The sequence below is a fragment of the Streptomyces sp. NPDC087215 genome (assembly GCF_044744885.1).
Taxonomy (GTDB): domain Bacteria; phylum Actinomycetota; class Actinomycetes; order Streptomycetales; family Streptomycetaceae; genus Streptomyces.
In genome coordinates this window covers 260,137-277,310 of sequence record NZ_JBIUZD010000004.1, presented here as the reverse complement: position 1 = coordinate 277,310, position 17,174 = coordinate 260,137, and the positions used below count along the sequence as shown (strand labels likewise).

General features: G+C 73.0%; 19 protein-coding genes and 1 tRNA gene. 15 read left to right on the top strand and 5 right to left on the bottom strand.

Translation table 11 applies throughout. The features are described 5' to 3' along the window. Window positions 1-430 precede the first annotated feature (430 nt). From ACIO92_RS14120 to ACIO92_RS14055, 14 genes are all read left to right on the top strand, one after another. The gene (locus tag ACIO92_RS14120; protein WP_366439692.1) at window positions 431-832 is read left to right on the top strand and encodes an NADH-quinone oxidoreductase subunit A; all 402 of its coding nucleotides are present in this window, start codon (window positions 431-433) and stop codon (window positions 830-832) included. Further along, window positions 823-1,410 carry an NADH-quinone oxidoreductase subunit B family protein gene (locus ACIO92_RS14115; RefSeq protein WP_366439691.1) on the top strand — a complete coding sequence of 196 codons (588 nt, stop codon included), beginning with the start codon at window positions 823-825 and terminating at the stop codon, window positions 1,408-1,410. Before ACIO92_RS14120 ends, ACIO92_RS14115 begins: the two co-directional genes overlap by 10 nt. Beyond that, a complete protein-coding gene (locus tag ACIO92_RS14110; RefSeq protein WP_402281357.1) occupies window positions 1,407-2,621 on the top strand; it encodes an NADH-quinone oxidoreductase subunit C in 1,215 nt (404 codons plus the stop codon). Before ACIO92_RS14115 ends, ACIO92_RS14110 begins: the two co-directional genes overlap by 4 nt. Further along, window positions 2,618-3,589 carry a complex I subunit 1 family protein gene (locus ACIO92_RS14105; RefSeq protein WP_366439689.1) on the top strand — a complete coding sequence of 324 codons (972 nt, stop codon included), beginning with the start codon at window positions 2,618-2,620 and terminating at the stop codon, window positions 3,587-3,589. Before ACIO92_RS14110 ends, ACIO92_RS14105 begins: the two co-directional genes overlap by 4 nt. After that, entirely contained in the window at window positions 3,586-4,206 is a 621-nt protein-coding gene (locus tag ACIO92_RS14100) for an NADH-quinone oxidoreductase subunit I (protein WP_366439688.1), read from the top strand. The genes ACIO92_RS14105 and ACIO92_RS14100 overlap by 4 nt, the downstream gene beginning before the upstream one ends. After that, entirely contained in the window at window positions 4,203-4,871 is a 669-nt protein-coding gene (locus ACIO92_RS14095; protein WP_402281355.1) for an NADH-quinone oxidoreductase subunit J, read from the top strand. The genes ACIO92_RS14100 and ACIO92_RS14095 overlap by 4 nt, the downstream gene beginning before the upstream one ends. Then, window positions 4,871-5,260 (top strand): NADH-quinone oxidoreductase subunit NuoK, encoded by a 390-nt coding sequence (nuoK, locus tag ACIO92_RS14090; RefSeq protein WP_402056651.1) that lies wholly within the window; start codon window positions 4,871-4,873, stop codon window positions 5,258-5,260. Before ACIO92_RS14095 ends, nuoK begins: the two co-directional genes overlap by 1 nt. Continuing rightward, on the top strand, window positions 5,257-7,242 hold the full coding sequence (locus ACIO92_RS14085; protein WP_366439685.1) for an NADH-quinone oxidoreductase subunit L: 1,986 nt from the start codon (window positions 5,257-5,259) through the stop codon (window positions 7,240-7,242). Before nuoK ends, ACIO92_RS14085 begins: the two co-directional genes overlap by 4 nt. Before the next feature lie 27 nt (window positions 7,243-7,269). Further along, window positions 7,270-8,823, top strand: coding sequence for an NADH-quinone oxidoreductase subunit M (locus ACIO92_RS14080; protein ID WP_366439910.1), 1,554 nt, complete (start codon window positions 7,270-7,272; stop codon window positions 8,821-8,823). Beyond that, a complete protein-coding gene (locus tag ACIO92_RS14075) occupies window positions 8,820-10,313 on the top strand; it encodes an NADH-quinone oxidoreductase subunit N (RefSeq protein WP_366439684.1) in 1,494 nt (497 codons plus the stop codon). The genes ACIO92_RS14080 and ACIO92_RS14075 overlap by 4 nt, the downstream gene beginning before the upstream one ends. Window positions 10,314-10,368: 55 nt before the next feature. Then, window positions 10,369-10,824, top strand: coding sequence for an MscL family protein (locus ACIO92_RS14070; protein ID WP_366439683.1), 456 nt, complete (start codon window positions 10,369-10,371; stop codon window positions 10,822-10,824). A gap of 147 nt (window positions 10,825-10,971) precedes the next feature. Further along, the gene (gene htpX / locus ACIO92_RS14065; RefSeq protein WP_351781140.1) at window positions 10,972-11,835 is read left to right on the top strand and encodes a zinc metalloprotease HtpX; all 864 of its coding nucleotides are present in this window, start codon (window positions 10,972-10,974) and stop codon (window positions 11,833-11,835) included. Next, complete coding sequence (locus ACIO92_RS14060; protein ID WP_366439682.1) at window positions 11,832-12,239, top strand: YccF domain-containing protein; 408 nt, start codon at window positions 11,832-11,834, stop codon at window positions 12,237-12,239. Before htpX ends, ACIO92_RS14060 begins: the two co-directional genes overlap by 4 nt. A 5-nt stretch (window positions 12,240-12,244) precedes the next feature. After that, window positions 12,245-13,330, top strand: coding sequence for a hypothetical protein (locus ACIO92_RS14055; RefSeq protein WP_402281351.1), 1,086 nt, complete (start codon window positions 12,245-12,247; stop codon window positions 13,328-13,330). A gap of 277 nt (window positions 13,331-13,607) precedes the next feature. On the opposite strand, the gene ACIO92_RS14050 is transcribed toward ACIO92_RS14055, so the two are convergent. The 4 genes from ACIO92_RS14050 to ACIO92_RS14035 all read right to left on the bottom strand — a co-directional run bounded on the left by ACIO92_RS14050 (window position 13,608) and on the right by ACIO92_RS14035 (window position 16,176). Further along, window positions 13,608-14,243 (bottom strand): alpha-ketoglutarate-dependent dioxygenase AlkB, encoded by a 636-nt coding sequence (locus ACIO92_RS14050; protein ID WP_366439680.1) that lies wholly within the window; start codon window positions 14,241-14,243, stop codon window positions 13,608-13,610. Next, window positions 14,240-14,737, bottom strand: coding sequence for a methylated-DNA--[protein]-cysteine S-methyltransferase (locus ACIO92_RS14045; RefSeq protein ID WP_366439679.1), 498 nt, complete (start codon window positions 14,735-14,737; stop codon window positions 14,240-14,242). The genes ACIO92_RS14050 and ACIO92_RS14045 overlap by 4 nt, the downstream gene beginning before the upstream one ends. A gap of 117 nt (window positions 14,738-14,854) precedes the next feature. Further along, a complete protein-coding gene (locus ACIO92_RS14040) occupies window positions 14,855-15,487 on the bottom strand; it encodes a hypothetical protein (protein WP_366439678.1) in 633 nt (210 codons plus the stop codon). A 197-nt stretch (window positions 15,488-15,684) separates the two neighbouring features. Next, complete coding sequence (locus ACIO92_RS14035) at window positions 15,685-16,176, bottom strand: YajQ family cyclic di-GMP-binding protein (RefSeq protein WP_351792955.1); 492 nt, start codon at window positions 16,174-16,176, stop codon at window positions 15,685-15,687. A gap of 174 nt (window positions 16,177-16,350) precedes the next feature. Between ACIO92_RS14035 and ACIO92_RS14030 the strand changes: the two genes are divergently transcribed. After that, window positions 16,351-16,432, top strand: a tRNA-Tyr gene (locus ACIO92_RS14030). A gap of 85 nt (window positions 16,433-16,517) precedes the next feature. On the opposite strand, the gene ACIO92_RS14025 is transcribed toward ACIO92_RS14030, so the two are convergent. Next, window positions 16,518-17,174 carry an SDR family oxidoreductase gene (locus tag ACIO92_RS14025; protein ID WP_366439677.1) on the bottom strand — a complete coding sequence of 219 codons (657 nt, stop codon included), beginning with the start codon at window positions 17,172-17,174 and terminating at the stop codon, window positions 16,518-16,520.

The window sequence follows — 17,174 nt, the reverse complement described above, 5'->3', positions numbered from 1 at the left end:
GGAGGTGGGTGAGCGGCAGGGGGGATATCCCCACCGCCCCCTCCCGTCCCCGTCCTGACCGGGGTCGCGCGCCCCCCTTCCCGGCCTCGCCGACCCCCCACGGCACCTCGGTCGGACCCCGCCGTCCGCCCGCGCGCAGTCGTCCGCCCCCGGCCGCGCCCGCCGTTCCCCGGGCCGCGCCCCACCCGCCCCGACCTCGCCGAAGACCCGCCGCCGCGCCCGCCGGAGGCCCCCGTACCCCCGCCCGCGCCCCGTCCCCACACCACCGAACCCCTGTCGGACCCCCGCCGCGTCCGGGCCGGAGCCGTACGCCCGCCCCGCCCGGACCGCACCACCGGGGCCGTACGGGACTGCTTACGGGCCCTTTAGCAGGGCCTAGACTCGCGTCCGACAGAAGTGACTCCTGAGACACCGAGACCGAGGGGCGGACGTGCGGGAACCGACCGTTGTCGCGGCCGACGCGGCGGACTACTTCCAGACGTACTCCGTCGTCGGCCTGCTCGCCGTCCTCGGCGTGCTCTTCGTCGCCGTGGCGTTCGGCGCAGGCCGTCTGCTGCGGCCCGTCGTGCCGACGCCCGAGAAGCTCCTCACCTACGAGTGCGGCGTCGACCCGGTGGGGGAGGGCTGGGCCCACACCCAGGTCCGCTACTACGTGTACGCCTTCCTCTACGTGATCTTCGCCGTCGACTCGATCTTCCTGTTCCCCTGGGCGACGGTCTTCGCCGCGCCCGGCTACGGCGCCACGACCCTGGTCGAGATGTTCGTCTTCCTCGGCTTCCTGGCCGTGGGACTGCTCTACGCGTACAAGAAGGGCGTCCTGGCATGGATGTGACACCCGGATCCGGCGAGGGGCCCGTGCCCCTGCCCGCGCCGAAGCTGGGGCCGCTCGCCCGCCTCGCCCCCGAGCCGATGAAGGTGGTCCTCAACTGGGGCCGCCGCTACAGCCTCTGGGTCTTCAACTTCGGGCTCGCCTGCTGCGCCATCGAGTTCATCGCCGCGTCCATGGCCCGGCACGACTTCATCCGGCTCGGCGTGATCCCCTTCGCCCCCGGCCCGCGCCAGGCCGACCTCATGATCGTCTCCGGCACGGTGACCGACAAGATGGCACCGGCCGTGAAGCGCCTGTACGAGCAGATGCCCGAACCGAAGTACGTCATCTCCTTCGGAGCCTGCTCCAACTGCGGCGGCCCGTACTGGGACTCGTACTCCGTCACCAAGGGCGTCGACCAGATCATCCCCGTCGACGTGTACGTGCCGGGCTGCCCGCCCCGCCCCGAGGCGCTCCTCCAGGGCATCCTCAAGCTCCAGGAGAAGATCGCCCGCGAGAACCTCGCCGAGCGGTACGCCACCGCCGCCACGGTCTCCCAGCTGACCAGCCCCCTGACGCCCCCGCCGGGAGGCACGGCATGACCGCCGCCGCGTACGACTCCCTGCCCGGCGCCGTCACGGAGCTCTTCGGCGAGACGGCGACGGCGGAACACGCGTACGACCTGCTGACCGTCGACGTACCCCCCGCGTCCTGGCTCACCGCCCTGGAGACGGCCCGCGACACCCTCGGCTGCGCCTACTTCGACTGGCTCAGCGCGGTCGACGAACCCGGCACCGGCTTCCGCGTCTGCGCGCACGTGGTGGCCCTCGCGGACGGCCGCCCGCGCCGCCTCCTCGTCCGTACGACCGTCCCGCACGAGGCCGCCGCCCTGCCCACCGCGCGGGGGATCTACGCGGGCGCGGACTGGCACGAGCGCGAGACCCACGAGATGTTCGGCGTGGACTTCACCGGCCACCCACACCTGGTGCCGCTGCTCCTCCCCGAGAACTTCGAGGGCCACCCGCTGCGCAAGGACTTCGTCCTCGCGGCCCGGGTCGCCAAGGCGTGGCCCGGCGCGAAGGAACCCGGCGAGTCCCACGACGGCGGCCCCAAGCGCCGCCAGATGCTCCCGCCGGGCGTCCCGGACCCCAACGAGTGGGGCCCCCTGAAGGGCCAGCTCCCCCCGGCCCCGGCCCGCCCGTCCCGCGCGGCCACCGGCGACCGCCCGCCCCGCCGCACCCGCACGACGGCGGACGCCCCGACCGGCCCGCCCCCCACCTCACCGGAAACGCCGGACACCCCGGCGGCCCCGGACACCCGCCCGCCGCGCCGCACCCGCTCGGCCTCGGACGGCTCGGCGAGCCGGACACTCCCCGCGCCGGAGCCGGACGCGTCGCCCGCGCCGGAGGCCCCGGCCGCGCCGACCGGTCCGCCGCGCCGCTCGCGTTCGGCCTCGGACGGCTCCGTCAGCCAGGCACCGCCCCGCCGTTCCCGTTCGGCCTCGGACGGGTCCGTCAGCCAGGCGCAGCCGCCGGAGGACGGCACGGAGCCTCAGGCCACCCCGCGCACCCGCAGCACGGACGCCCCATGGCACCACGCCAGCCCGGCCTTCGACACCCCGGACGCGGGCCCGGAGGCGGACCCGAGCCCGGACCTGGCCCCGGAGCCGGGCCCGCCCCCGACCCCGCCCGCCGAAGGCGAGCCCGCCGGAGGCGACTCCGGCGAAGGCGACCCCGGCGATCCCCCCACGCCCCCGTCCGACCCGTCCGACCCGTCCGATCCCACTCACCCCGCCGGAGGCGATCCCGCGTGAACGACGTACTCGACGTCGCCCTCCGGCTACTCGTCGTCTTCGTCCTCTTCCTCGTGCTGCCGCTCGTCGTCGGGCAGACCGAGCACAAGGTCATGGCCCACATGCAGGGCCGCCTCGGGCCCATGTACGCCGGTGGTTTCCACGGCTGGGCCCAGCTCGTCGCCGACGGGGTGAAGTTCGCGCAGAAGGAGGACGTGGTCCCGGCCGCCGCCGACCGGCGGGTCTTCCAGCTGGCCCCGGCCGTCGCCCTCCTCCCGTACCTGCTCGTCCTCCTCGCGATCCCGGTCGGTCCGGGCGAGGGCGCCGTCGGGCAGGTGATCGACGCGGGCATCTTCTTCGTTCTCGCCGTGATGGGCGTCGGCGTCCTCGGCAGCCTGATGGCCGGATGGGCGTCCGCGAACAAGTTCTCGCTGCTCGGCGGCCTCAGGACCGCCGCCCAGCTCCTCGCGTACGAGCTGCCGATGCTGCTCGCCGCCGCCTCCGTGGCGATGGCGGCGGGCACCGTCTCCCTCCCCGGCATCCTGGACGCCTTCGAGTGGTGGTGGCTGCCCTGGCAGATCGTCGGCGCCCTGGTGTTCTTCGTGGCGGGCCTCGCCGAGCTCCAGCGGCCCCCGTTCGACATGCCGGTCGCCGACTCGGAGATCATCTTCGGCGCGTACACCGAGTACACCGGCCTGCGCTTCGCCCTGTTCCTGCTCGCCGAGTACGCGGGCATCGTCGTCCTGTGCGGCCTCACCACCGTCCTGTTCCTCGGCGGCTGGCACGGCCCGTTCGGCGGCGACGGCCTCGGCTGGGTCTGGACGCTCCTCAAGACCGCCGTCCTCGCGTTCGTCGTGATCTGGCTCCGGGTCAGCTACCCCCGGCTCCGCGAGGACCAGCTCCAGAAGTTCGCCTGGACGACCCTCGTCCCGCTCGCGCTCGCGCAGATCGCGCTCACCGGCATCGTGAAGGTGGCGATCCAGCAATGACCCGCCCGTCGCCCGACCACCGCCCCTCGACGACGCCCCCCGGGCGGTCCCGTCCCCTGCCCGGCTCCGGCCTCGCCAAGGGCCTCGCCGTCACGCTCCGCACGATGACGAGGAAGACCGTCACCGCCCGGTACCCGGACGTCCAGCCCGAGCTGCCGCCCCGCACGCGCGGGGTCATCGGACTGTTCGAGGAGAACTGCACCGTCTGTATGCTCTGCGCCCGCGAGTGCCCCGACTGGTGCATCTACATCGACTCCCACAAGGAGACCGTCCCGGCCGCCGCCCCCGGCGGCCGCGAGCGCAGCCGGAACGTCCTCGACCGGTTCGCCATCGACTTCTCGCTCTGCATGTACTGCGGCATCTGCATCGAGGTGTGCCCGTTCGACGCGCTGTTCTGGTCACCGGAGTTCGAGTACGCGGAGACCGACATCCACGAGCTGACCCACGAACGCGACAAGCTCCGCGAGTGGATGTGGACGGTCCCCGAACCGCCCGCGCTCGACCCGCGCGCGGAGGAACCGAAGGAGATCGCCGCGGCCCGCAAGGCGGCCGAGAAGGCAGCGGCGGCGGCCGAGAAGGCGGTCGCGGAGGCCGCGGCCCAGGAGGACCAGGCGTGATCCCGGCAGTCACCACGGCGGTGGCCACGGCCACCGCCGCACAGCAGCAGACCCACGGCTTCCTCTCCCCGACGGGCGTCGAGATCGCCTTCGTCCTGGTCGGACTCGTCACCCTCGGCGCGGCCGTCGTCACGGTCACCACCCGGCAGCTCGTGCACGCCGCGCTCTGGCTGGTCGTGGCGCTCGGCGGCCTCGCCGTCGAGTACCTGCTCCTGACGGCCGAGTTCATCGCCTGGGTCCAGGTCCTGATCTACGTCGGCTCCGTCGTCGTCCTCCTCCTCTTCGGCCTCATGCTCACCAAGGCCCCCATCGGACGCTCCCCGGACGCCGACTCCGGCAACCGGCCGGTCGCCCTCGCGGTCGCCGTGACCGCCGCGGTCGCCCTCGTCTGGGTCGTCGTCGACGCGTTCCGCGCGACCTGGATCGACCTGGACGGAGCCGTCCAGGGCTCCACCGAGGTGACCGGCTCGATCCTCTTCCGGCACTGGGTCCTGCCGTTCGAGGCGCTGTCCGTGCTCCTGCTCGCCGCCCTGGTCGGCTCCATCGTGCTGTCCCGGAAGGCCGGGAAGACGGCTGAGAAGGCGGCCGGGAAGACGGCCGGGAAGACGGTCGAGGAGACGGCCGGGAAGACGGCCGAGAAGAAGGACAAGGACGGGGAGAACTGATGCACCTCGCCTATCCGGCGGTCCTCGCCGCCCTCCTCTTCTGCGTCGGCGTCTACGGCGTCCTCGCCCGCCGCAACGCGATCCTGGTCCTGATGTCCGTCGAGCTGATGCTCAACGCCGTCAACCTGAACCTGGTCGCCTTCGACGTCTGGCTCCGCGACGCCCTCCACGCCGGACAGGCCCTCACCCTCTTCACCATCGCCGTCGCCGCCGCCGAGATCGGCATCGGCCTCGCGATCGTCCTGATGGTGTACCGCAACCGGGGCACCGCGGACATCGACCGGCTCCGCGACACGGCGGAGCACCCCGGCCCCGGCTCCCCGGACGACCCGCCCGTGACCCGTACCGACGAGACGCCCACCGGCGAGAAGGCCGAGGCCACCGCGTGACCACCACGACCCTGGCCGTCCTCGTCCCGCTCCTGCCGTTCCTCGGCGCCGCCGCCGGACTCCTCCTCGGCCGGAAGGCGCCCGGATTCGTCCGCCCGCTGGCCGTGCTGCCGACGCTCGCCGCCGCCGTCCTGGCCGTCCTCGTCGCCTTCCGGCAGGGCGGCGGGAAGGCGATCGACGCCGCCACCCAGCTGACCCCCACCGGCTCGGTCCCGATCGACCTGGCCCTCCACATCGACGGCTTCGCGGCCCTCGTCGCCGTCCTCGTCGGCGTGGTCGCCACCTGTGTGCAGATCTACTCGACCGGCTACCTCCGCGAGGACCCGCGCTACCCCTCGTACGCCGCGCTCGTCTCCCTCTTCACCGCCGCGATGCTGCTCGTCGTCTACTCCGGCGACCTGATGGTCCTCCTCGTCGGCTGGGAGGTCATGGGCATCTGCTCGTACTTCCTCGTCGGCCACTACTGGGAGACCCCCGAGGCGCGCGCCGCCTCCCTGAAGGCCTTCCTCGTCACCAAGCTCGGTGACGTCCCCTTCCTCATCGGCCTCTTCGCGCTCGCCGCCGACGCGGGCACCTTCCGCATCACGGGCGTCCTCGGCGCCGTCGCGAGCGGCGGCCTCGACCACCCCACCCTGATCGCGCTGCTGCTGCTCGCCGGTGTCGCGGGCAAGTCGGCGCAGTTCCCGCTGCACACCTGGCTCCCCGACGCCATGGCCGGACCCACCCCCGTCTCCGCGCTCATCCACGCGGCGACGATGGTCGCCGCCGGCATCTACTTCACCGCCCGGCTGCTGCCCGTCTTCGCCGCCTCCGCCGCCGCCATGACGGTGCTCGCGGTGATGGCCGCGATCACCATGGTCGGCTCGGCGCTCGCCGCCCTCGCCCAGGACGACATCAAACGCGTCCTGGCCTACTCGACGATCGGCCAGCTCGGCTACATGGCCGGTGCCCTCGCCGTCGGCGACCGGGGCGCCGCCGTCTTCCACCTCCTCTCCCACGCCGCCTTCAAGGCGCTCCTCTTCCTCGCCGCGGGCACCGTCATCCACGCCGCCGGGACGAACTCGCTGACCGCGATGTCCCGTGTGAGCGGCCTCGCCAAGCGCGTCCCGGACGCGTACTGGACGATGACCGTCGCCCTGCTCGCGCTCGCCGCGATCCCGCCGTTCGCGGGCTTCTTCTCCAAGGAGGCCGTCCTGGTGGCCGCCGAGCACACCGCACTCGGCGAACGGACCGTCGCCCCCGCCGGGGCGGGCTGGACCGTCCTCGTCGCCGGGCTCCTGACCGCCCTCCTCACCGCCGCCTACGCGCTCCGCCTCTGGCTGCGGACCTTCCGGGGCCGGGGCCCGGCCGTCCCGGACCACGGCCGCCAGCCGATCGCCATGACCGCCGTCCTGTGGGTCCTCGCGATCCCCTCCCTCGGCTTCGGCCTGACCGCCGCCCCTCTCGGCGACTGGTTCGACGGCGGCGCCCTCACCCCGACGCTCACCACCGCCGTCCTCGGCACCGGGCTCGCCGTCGCCGGAGCGGCCGTCACCTACGCGCTCTGGCGCACCCTCGCCGCCAGGACCCCGGCCGCCGCCCCCGCCCCGCACGTCGACCTGGACCGCCCGGACACCGACGCCGGTCTCGTCGAGGCCGAGGCGCTACGGCTGCCGCACCCCGCCGAAGACCCGGCCGACCCCGGCCGCGCCCTCCTGGGCCCGCTGTACGGCCCGGCCGCCGACGGCTTCCACCTGGACACCGTCCACCGGACCCTCTTCGTCCGGCCCGTCCTCGCCGCCGCCTCCCTGGTCCGCTTCCTGGACCGCGAGGTCGTCGACACCTATGTGAGCGGGGCCGCGGGCTCCGCCAAGGTCCTCGGCCGGCTCGTCCGCCGCGCCCAGACCGGCAACGTGCAGACCTATCTCAGCGCCCTGCTCGCCGGCTCCGTCGTCCTGGCGATCGTCGCCGTCGCCCTCGCCAACGCCGTCGCCGGAGCGTGAGCCGTGCTCGACATCCCCGAATCCGTGATGCAGTTCCTTCTCGTGGCGCTCGTCGTCGGGCCGCTCGTCGGCGCCGCCGCCGCCTTCCTCCCCGCCCCGCCGGGGCTGAAGGGGAGGTCGCCCGAGCAGGCCGTCCTCCGGCACGGTGTCACCGTCACCGGCGCGGTCCTCCTCGGCGCGATCGTCCTCGTCCTCGGCTTCGACCACGACCAGCCGTCGAGGATGCAGGCCACCACGGACATCAGCTGGATCAGGGCACTCGACGTGCGCGTCCACCTCGGTGTCGACGGCATCTCCCTCCCCCTCCTGGTCCTGACCGCGCTCCTGGCCTTCCTCTGCGCGCTGTACAGCTACTACAAGATGCCCGAGGGCCCGTCCCCCAAGGCCTTCGTCGCCCTGCTCCTCGTCCTGGAGTCCGGCACCCTCGCCACCTTCGCCGTCCTCGACCTCGTCCTGTTCTTCCTGGCCTTCGAGACGGTCCTCGTCCCGATGTACTTCCTCATCGCCCGCTGGGGCGGAGGGGCCCGGCGCGCCGCCGCCTGGAAGTTCATCCTCTACACGCTGCTCGGCTCGGTCGTCATGCTGCTCGGCCTGCTCCTCATCGGCGTGAAGGCGGGCACCTTCGACATGGTGGCACTGGCCACGGACAACGGCCGGGGACTGACCGCGTCGGTGCAGGTCGTCGCCGTCCTGGCGATCGCGCTCGGGCTCGCCGTGAAGACCCCGATGTGGCCGCTGCACAGCTGGCTCCCGGACGCCCACACCGCCGCCCCGACGGTCGGCTCGGTGCTCCTCGCCGGAGTGCTGCTCAAGATGGGCACGTACGGCTTCGTCCGGATCGTGCTGCCGATCGCCCCCGACGGGATGCGGACCTTCGCCCCGTACCTCGCGGCCTTCGCCGTCGTCGGGATCGTCTACGGTTCGCTCGCCTGCCTCGCCCTGGTCCGGCCCGGCAACAAGGGCGACCTCAAGCGGCTCGTCGCGTACTCCTCCGTCGGCCACATGGGCTTCGTCCTCCTCGGCATCGCCACCATGACCCCCACCGGCGTCAACGGCGCCCTCTTCGCCAACATCGCCCACGGCCTCGTCACCGGCCTGCTGTTCTTCCTGGTCGGCGCGGTCAAGGACCGGTACGGCACCGCCGACCTCGACACCCTCGCCGGGGCCACCGGCGCCGCCCTCTACGGCCGGGCCCCCCGCCTCGGCGCGCTCCTCGCGTTCGCCGCCGTCGCCTCCCTCGGCCTGCCGGGGCTCGCCGGGTTCTGGGGCGAGATGCTGGCCCTGTTCGGCGCCTTCGACCCGGCCGAGGGCCTCAGCCGCCCCGCGTTCCTCACCTTCATGGCGATCGGCGCGTTCGGCACCCTCCTCACCGCCGCCTATCTGCTCCTCGTCGTCCGCCGGGTCTGCATGGGCGGCCCCCGGCCCGCGGGCGAGCCGCCGATCGCGGACGTCCAGGGGTACGAGTTCGCCGCCTGGACCCCGCTCGTCGCCCTCACCGTCCTCGCCGGACTCTGGCCCGCGGTCCTCCTCGGCCTCACCGACCCGGCCGTCCAGAAGCTCCTCGCCGGAGGCACCCAGTGACCCCGTCGCTCGTCCAGTCCGTCGACTGGCTCACGATCGCGCCCCCGACCCTGACGGCCGTGACCGCCCTCGTGGTCCTCGTCGCGGACCTGTTCCTCCCCGAGGGCCGCAAGGCCGTCCTCGGCTGGACGGCGACCGGCGGTCTGGCCGCCTCCCTCGCGCTCCTGGTGCCGCTGCGGGCCGGTGACCGCTCGACGTTCTGCCTGACGGCCGACACCCAGGTCAGGGCGTGCAGCTACACCGCCGACCACTTCACCCTCGTCATCCAGCTCCTGGTCCTCGGCGGCGCGCTCGTCACCGCGCTGCTCTCCTTCACCGAGACCCGCGAGAGGCTCCCGGCGGGCGAGTTCTGGTTCCTGCTCCTCGCCTCGGCCGCCGGAGCCGCCCTGCTGCCCGCCTCCCGGGACCTGGCGACCCTCGTCGTCGCCCTCGAAGTCGCCTCGCTGCCCGCGTTCGCGCTCGTCGGCCTCAAGCGCGGCGACCGCAGGTCCGGTGAGGCGGCGCTCAAGTTCTTCCTGTCGTCGGTCACCGCGACCGCCGTCACCCTGCTCGGTGTGAGCTTCGTCTACGCGGCGACCGGCACCCTCCACCTCACCGAGCTGGCCCACCGCCTCGACGACGTGCCCCCTCAGCTCCAGACCCTCGTCGGGACGGGCGTGGCCCTCACCCTGGTCGGCTTCGCCTTCAAGACGGCCGCCGTCCCCTTCCACTTCTGGGTCCCCGACACCTACGTCGGCGCCCCGCTGCCGGTGGCCGCCTACCTCTCGGTCGTCGGCAAGGCCGTCGGCTTCACCGGGCTCATCCTGGTGACCGTCGTCGCCTTCCCCTCGTACGCGGACGTGTGGGGGCCCGCGCTCGCCGTCCTGGCCGCGCTGACCATGACCGCGGGCAACGTCGCCGCCCTGCGCCAGTCGTCCACGCGCGCGTGGAGCGCGGTACGGCTCCTCGCCTGGTCGTCCGTCGCCCAGGCGGGCTACCTCCTGGTGCCGATCGCCGCCGCCGCGTACTCCGGCGACCACCAGATCGGCGCCACCGTCGCGTACGCCCTGATGTACGCCGTCGTGAACCTCGGCGCGTTCGCGGTGGTCGCGCTGGTCGCCCGCCGCCACCCGCAGAACCGCCTCGCCGACCACCGGGGCCTGTTCGCGACGGCCCCCGCCGCCGCCCTCGCGCTCGCCTTCTTCCTGCTGAACCTGGCCGGTCTGCCCCCGGGTATCATCGGCCTCTTCGCCAAGGTGACCGTCTTCTCGGCGGCCATTGACGCGGGCCTCGGCTGGCTGGCCGTGGTCATGGCCCTGAACGTCGTGATCGCGCTGTACTACTACCTCCGCTGGACCGCGCTGCTGTTCCGCGCTCCCGAGGGCGGGACCGTTCCCCACCGGGCCCCCGTGCCGGTCACCGCGGCGATCGCGCTGACCGTCGCCGCCGGAGTCGTCCTGTCGGGTTATCCGCAGTTCGCCCTCCGCTTCGCCGCGAACAGCCTGTTCTGACCCCCAGAACCGTTCCGTCCCCCCCCCACAGGAAAAAACCGAGGAGCTTCACCCCGTGCTGAACGGATTCAAGGACTTCATCCTTCGCGGGAACGTCATCTCGATGGCCATCGGCCTGGCCGTCGGAACCGCGTTCACGGCCGTCGTCACCGGCTTCAGCAAGGCGTTCATCACCCCGCTCATCGGTCTCGCCACCGGCACCGTCGGCAACTTCAACGACGCCCAGTTCCACGTCGGCAGGACCGTCTTCCCCTACGGTCTGGCGATCTCCGCCGCCATCGCCTTCGTGATCACCGCGGCCGTCCTCTACTTCCTGATCGTCGCCCCGCTGGCGAAGGTCCAGGACAGGTTCGCCAAGGCGGAGGCCGCCGACCCCAAGGCCGAGAAGCGCGACTGCCCCCGCTGCTTCACCGAGATCCCGGCCATCGCCACCCGCTGCGCCCACTGCACCAGCGAGGTCGAGCCCGTCGCCACGCCGCTGGAGCACACCAAGGTCCCCGCGGCCCGCTGATCACCCGGACGGCTCACACCGCTCCCCGGTACGGCCGGGGGAACCGCAGCTTCCCGCCTGGCGTTGACCAGTACGGAAGGGTCCACTGGACGAGTGGACGACCACGAAGCAAAGGGTTCCCCTGCCGCACCACTTGGAGGGCGTACCGTGCACCGCCGGCACAACGGGCTGAGGACCGCCGTACTCCTCGGAGGGCTCTCCGCCCTCATCATCGTCATCGGCAGCTTCTTCGGGCGTACGGGACTGATCGTCGCGCTCGTCGTGGCGCTCGGCACCAACGCGTACGCGTACTGGAACAGCGACAAGCTGGCGCTCCGGGCCATGCGGGCCCGCCCGGTCAGCGAATTCGAGGCCCCCGCCCTCTACCGGATGGTGCGGGAGCTCTCCACCCAGGCCCGTCAGCCCATGCCACGGCTGTACATCTCGCCGACCCAGGCGCCGAACGCCTTCGCGACCGGCCGCAATCCGCGCAACGCCGCCGTCTGCTGCACCGAGGGCATCCTCGCGATCCTGGACGAGCGCGAACTGCGCGGGGTCATCGGCCATGAGCTGAGCCACGTCTACAACCGGGACATCCTCATCTCCTCGGTCGCCGGAGCACTCGCCTCGGTGATCATGTTCCTGGTGAACTTCGCCTGGCTGATCCCCATCGGCCGCTCCAACGACGACGACGGACCGGGGCTGCTCGGGATGCTCCTGATCATGATCCTGGGCCCGATCGCCGCCTCGGTGATCCAGCTCGCCATCTCCCGCTCCCGCGAGTACGAGGCCGACGCCTCCGGCGCGCAGCTCACCGGCGACCCGCTCGCCCTGGCCAGTGCCCTGCGCAAGCTGGAAGCGGGCACCAAGCAGCTGCCGCTGCCCCCCGAGCCCCGGATCGAGACCGCGAGCCACATGATGATCGCCAACCCGTTCCGTCCGGGGCAGGGACTCTCCAAGATGTTCTCCACCCATCCGCCGATGGCCGAGCGCATCGCCCGGCTCGAGAAGATGGCAGGTCACCGCCCGTGAAGACGATCCTGAACGTCATATGGCTGGTCCTCTGCGGATTCTGGATGTTCCTCGGCTACATGCTGGCGGGCGTCCTGCTCTGCATCACGATCATCGGCATACCCTTCGGCCTCGCCGCCTTCCGCATCGGCCTCTACGCCCTGTGGCCCTTCGGCCAGACCGTCGTGGACCGCGGTGACGCCGGAGCCCCCTCCTGCGTCGGCAACGTCCTCTGGCTGATCCTGGCGGGCTGGTGGCTCGCTCTCGGCCACATCACCACCGGCATCGCCCTCTGCCTCACGATCATCGGCATCCCGCTGGGCATCGCGAACTTCAAGATGATCCCGGTCTCGCTGCTGCCCCTCGGCAAGGAGATCGTCCCCAGCGACCAGGCGTATCCGGCGTACGGCCGACAGGGCCACTGAGCCCGGTGCACCACCCCCGGTACGCGCTCCTCTCCGGCCGTCACGCGCTCGCGCTCTGCGAGGACGTCGACGGGCTGTACGGCGAGCCCGCCCCGCCGCCCCGCGCCGTCCACGAGATCCGCGGCTGCGAACCCCGGGGCGAACTCGCCCGAGCCGTCACCGAGGCGGTCGTCGAGGGCACCGCCCCGCTCGGCACCCTCCACGTCCGCACCCACGACGGCCTCGTCTGGCGCTTCGGCGACTGCCGCGTCCTCGGCGCCCGCGGCGACGTCGTCACCGTCGAGTCCACGGGCGGCCCCCGCCGCTCGTACGGGAGACCCACGGGGGCGACCGAGCACACCGGGGCGACCGAGCACACCGGGGCCACCGGGGCCGACACCGAGGACCCCGCCGTCCCCTGCGGCAACATCGTCCCCGCCACCCCCTCGCCGCCGGAGACCCGCACCCACACCGAGGTCACCTTCCTGGGCTGCTCGCCGCGCGGCGGCCTGCGGGACGCCCTCGCGGCCGGTGCCGAGGAGTACGGGGCCGTCCGCTACCAGGTCCTCGGCCACTTCGGCGACGACCACCACGAGGCCGAGGCGGGCCGCGTCACCGGCTGGGACACCTCCGTCCGCCGCCACGGCCTGACGGACCTCACCGTCGCCTTCCCGCGCGCGGGCCTGATACCGCACCGGACCCGGGAGGTCTGGGAACTGTGGCACCGCGACCGGCCCGCCGAGCCCGGGACCTGGCGCCGCTTCACCGGCGCCGCCCGCGCCGAGTGGCTGCGCCAGGCGGTCCGCCACTCGTACGACGTCCCCGAGATCGTCCCCGGCACCACGTACCACCTCGACGGCACCGACGCCGTCGACGAGGACGCCCTGCGCTGCGCCCTCGGCGAGGCCGTCCACGGCCCCGGCCGCACCCTCTGCGCCGGGACGCCCCGGGCCCTCGGCCGGCTCCTCGCGGACACCACCCTCGTCTGGCACCGCTCCGACGTGTCCCGCGCCTGCCTGGGCGTCCAGCCGTGGAGCGGCCCCCGCCCGGCGACCTTCCAGGAGTACACCGACGGCCTCAGGGCGGCGGGAGTCCGGCTCGTCCTCGAATGAAATCCGTCCGCGAAAGCGAACGGGAGCAAAGCCGGACAGGTCGGGCCCGTGGCTACCACGGGGCGCGGAAACGGACACGGCGAGCCCCTCCCGCATATGTTCCGGGATACCAGTACGACGAAACGACAGTAGGACTGAGAAGGCATCGCACGAGTCTCTCCGCCCGGTCGCGATCGAGACGGCCACGCACAGAGCGGAAGCCCGCCGTCCCGCCCCGAACGCCCTCCAGGGACGAACCACCCCATTTGCGAGCGCGCACAGCGGGAAGTCGGGAGAGTCAGGGGAGGTCCTGGAGTCCGGTCTCCCGCAGGGTGATGTTGAGCCGGCCGGTCAGCCCGAGCGCGGGGTCGGCCGTCCCCGAGAGGACCTTGGGCACCCCGTGATGGACCCACCGCGAGGGCCCGCCGAACACGAACAGGTCCCCGGACGCCAGCTCGACGTCCCGGTACGGCCGCCCCCTGCCCTCCTCGTTGCCCAGCCGGAACACACACCGGTCCCCGAGGCTCAGCGACACCACCGGCGCACCCGAACGCTCCTCCCGGTCCTGGTGCATCCCCATCCGCGCCCCCGGCGCGTAGAAGTTCACCAGCGCGGTGTCCGGCGTGAAACCCCCGTCGTCGCCGTACGCCTCCGCGACCGCCTCCCGGCCGAGCGCCACGAGCGTGTCGGGCACCGGCACGGCGACCGCGTCGAGATAGCGGTACGGCACCCAGCGACGGCCCAGACACAGCGAACGCACCGACATCACGCCCCCGCCGGGCAGCTCGGTCCGCCGGTAGGGCACCGGCCCCCGCCCCCACTCCCGGCAGGCATCCACCAGCTCCCGCTGGCGCGCGGACGACAGCCACCCGGGTACGTGCACCGCGCCCGGCGCCACCGTGGCCCGCTCGCGCGGGAACAGTCCCTCGGTCACCCCAGGGCCCCCTCCAGGCCCAGCAGCCGCTCCTTGCGGTCGAGCCCGGCCGCGTACCCGCGCAGGCTCCCGTCCGCCCCGACCACCCGGTGGCAGGGCCGCACCACGAGCAGCGGATTGCGCCCGATCGCGGTCCCCACGGCCCGTACCCCGGTGCCCGGCGAGCCGACCCGCCGGGCGATCTCCCCGTACGAGACGGTCGTGCCGTACGGGATCTCCTCCAGGGCCGCCCAGACGCGCCGCTGGAACACGGTCCCCGCGTCCTCGGCGAACGGCAGGTCGAACCGGTCGCGGCGCCCGTCGAAGTACTCGCCCAGCTGCCCGGCGGCCTCCGCGAAGGCCCCGGGCGCGGCCGTCCACCCGTCCTCGACCCCGGCGCCGCCCTTCTGCCCCGGCAGGGACAGCGAGCGCAGCACGGCGCGGCCCTCTCCCACGGGCTCCCCGACGAGCAGCATCTCGCCCAGGGGGCCGCTGACGTACGCGTACACGGTCATGGCTGGTTCCTCTCCCGCACAGGTCTTCCTCCTCCAGTGTGCGGGGCCCGCCCGGTCCGGAGCTGGCGGAAATCGGACACGAGCCTGGACGCTCCGGCGGAGGTCCCCCGCACCGGATCACGCCCCGGCCGCCCCGCCCGCGCCACCGCCCGGAGCGGCGGGCGCGCGGGCCGCGATCCGGTCCGCGAGCCCCGCGTAGTCCGTCGGCCCGCCGCAGAGCCGCCGCACCGAGGCCAGCCCCACACCGGCCTGACCGGTCGCCTCGACGGCCGCCCGGGAGGCGACGTGGAAGTGCCACTGGCCGATGTCGAGCGGGTCGTACGCGGAGTGGTCACGCGCGATGTGGAGGGCGAAGACGTACACGTCGGCGTTGTACGACTGCTCCGCCGCGCTGCCGCCCTCGGGGGTCCAGACCCGTCCGCGCAGCCGGGAGAAGCGGATGTCCGACAGCCGGGCCTGCGGCCACGCCTGGAGGTAGGCGCTCGTCTTCACCTCGATCCTGAGGCCGTCCGGCGCCAGGACGTCGAAGCTCTCCCACTCGGTGTTCCGCCGGACCGCGCCCACCGCCCGGTGCACCAGGAACTCCGCGAGCAGCCCCCGGGTGGTGTTGCTCCGCAGATCGGGCAGCGCGTAACGCCAGAAGTCCAGCACCGTCCCCGCGTCCGCGCCCCGGAAGGGCTCGTCACCCCGGAACGGCGCCGGTTCGGCGGGAGTGAGCCAGGTGTCGTCCGAGGCGGGGCCGAAGGTCATGCGGTCAGCCTGCCACCCGCCCGCGCGACCGGACGGACCAGGCGCGACCGGCCGCACCCGCCGACGCCACCGTCACGACCCGCCCCCGAGAGCGGCCGGACGGCCCGAGGGCACGGCACGCACGTCTCCCGTGCCCGCCGTGCCCTCGACCCGCGCTCCGGCCCGGAGCACCGACGTCCCCGTGGACCGCGACGGCCTCAGCGGTAGTTCACGAACTGGATCGCGAAGTCGAAGTCCTTGCCCTTGAGCAGCGCCTGGACGGCCTGCAGGTCGTCCCGGCTCTTCGAGCTGACGCGCAGTTCGTCGCCCTGCACCTGCGCCTTGACGCCCTTGGGGCCCTCGTCCCGGACGACCTTCGCGACCTTCTTGGCGTTCTCCTGGGAGATGCCCTCCTGGACGGAGGCGAAGAGCTTGTACTCCTTGCCGGACAACTGCGGGTCACCCTCGACGTCCAGCGACTTGAGGGAGATCCCGCGCTTGATCAGCTTGGACTGGAAGATGTCGAGGATCGCCAGGACGCGCTCCTCGCCGCTCGCCTGCATGAGGATCTTCTCGCCCGACCAGGAGATCGAGGCGTTGGTGCCCTTGAAGTCGTAACGCTGCGAGATCTCCTTCACGGCCTGGTTGAGGGCGTTGTCGACCTCCTGCCGCTCGACCTTGGACACGATGTCGAAACTGGAGTCGGCCATGAACTCGTGGCTCCTTGCTCGGATGCTGTGGGATACAGCCCAAAGCCTAGGGGGTGAGCCGGGGCCGGAACCGCTGATCAATCCGGTGGCGGAGCACCCCCGGGGATCAGGTATCGTTTACGTCGTTGCCACGGAACACCGCAGCAAAGCGGAGCTCCACGGCAGCGATCTCATGGCGATGTGCCCGAGTGGCCAATGGGAGCGGACTGTAAATCCGTCGGCTTAGCCTACCCAGGTTCGAATCCTGGCGTCGCCACGTGAAGAAGGTCCCCGGTGTTCGCACCGGGGACCTTCACTCGTTTCCGGCGGCCCCTCCCGCCGACCCCTTCGCGGGGCCCGGTTCAGTTGCCCGCCACGTCCTTCACCGCGACCGACAGCGGCGTCGAGCCCGCGACCAGTTCCAGGGTCAGGCCCGCCGTCGCCGGAGTGTCCAGGAGTTCGGCGATCGTCGCCGCCACGTCGTCCCGGGGCACCGGACCCCGGCCCGTCGCGGCGCCCAACCGGACCGTGCCCTTCCCCGCGTCGTCCGTCAGCGCCCCCGGCCGCAGGATCGTCCAGTCCAGCGCCGGACGTGACCTGACCTCGTCGTCCGCCGCCCCCTTCGCCCGCAGGTACGCGTCGAAGACCTCGTCCCCCGGATGCCCCGCGTCCGCCCCCATCGACGAGACCACGACGAACCGCCGCACCCCCGCCCGCTCCGCCGCGTCGGCGAACAGCACCGCCGCCGCCCGGTCCACCGTGTCCTTGCGGTCCGCCCCGCTGCCCGGCCCCGCGCCCGCCGCGAAGACCGCCGCGTCCGCGCCCCGCAGTACCTCCGCGACCTCCGCGACCGGCGCCGACTCCAGGTCCAGCACCACGGGCTCCGCACCCGCCTCCCGCAGGTCCCCCGCCTGTTCCGGTCTGCGGACGATCCCCACCGGTTCGTGCCCGGCGGCCGAGAGCAGCCTCTCCAGGCGCAGGGCGATCCGTCCGTGTCCTCCAGCGATGACGATGCGCAT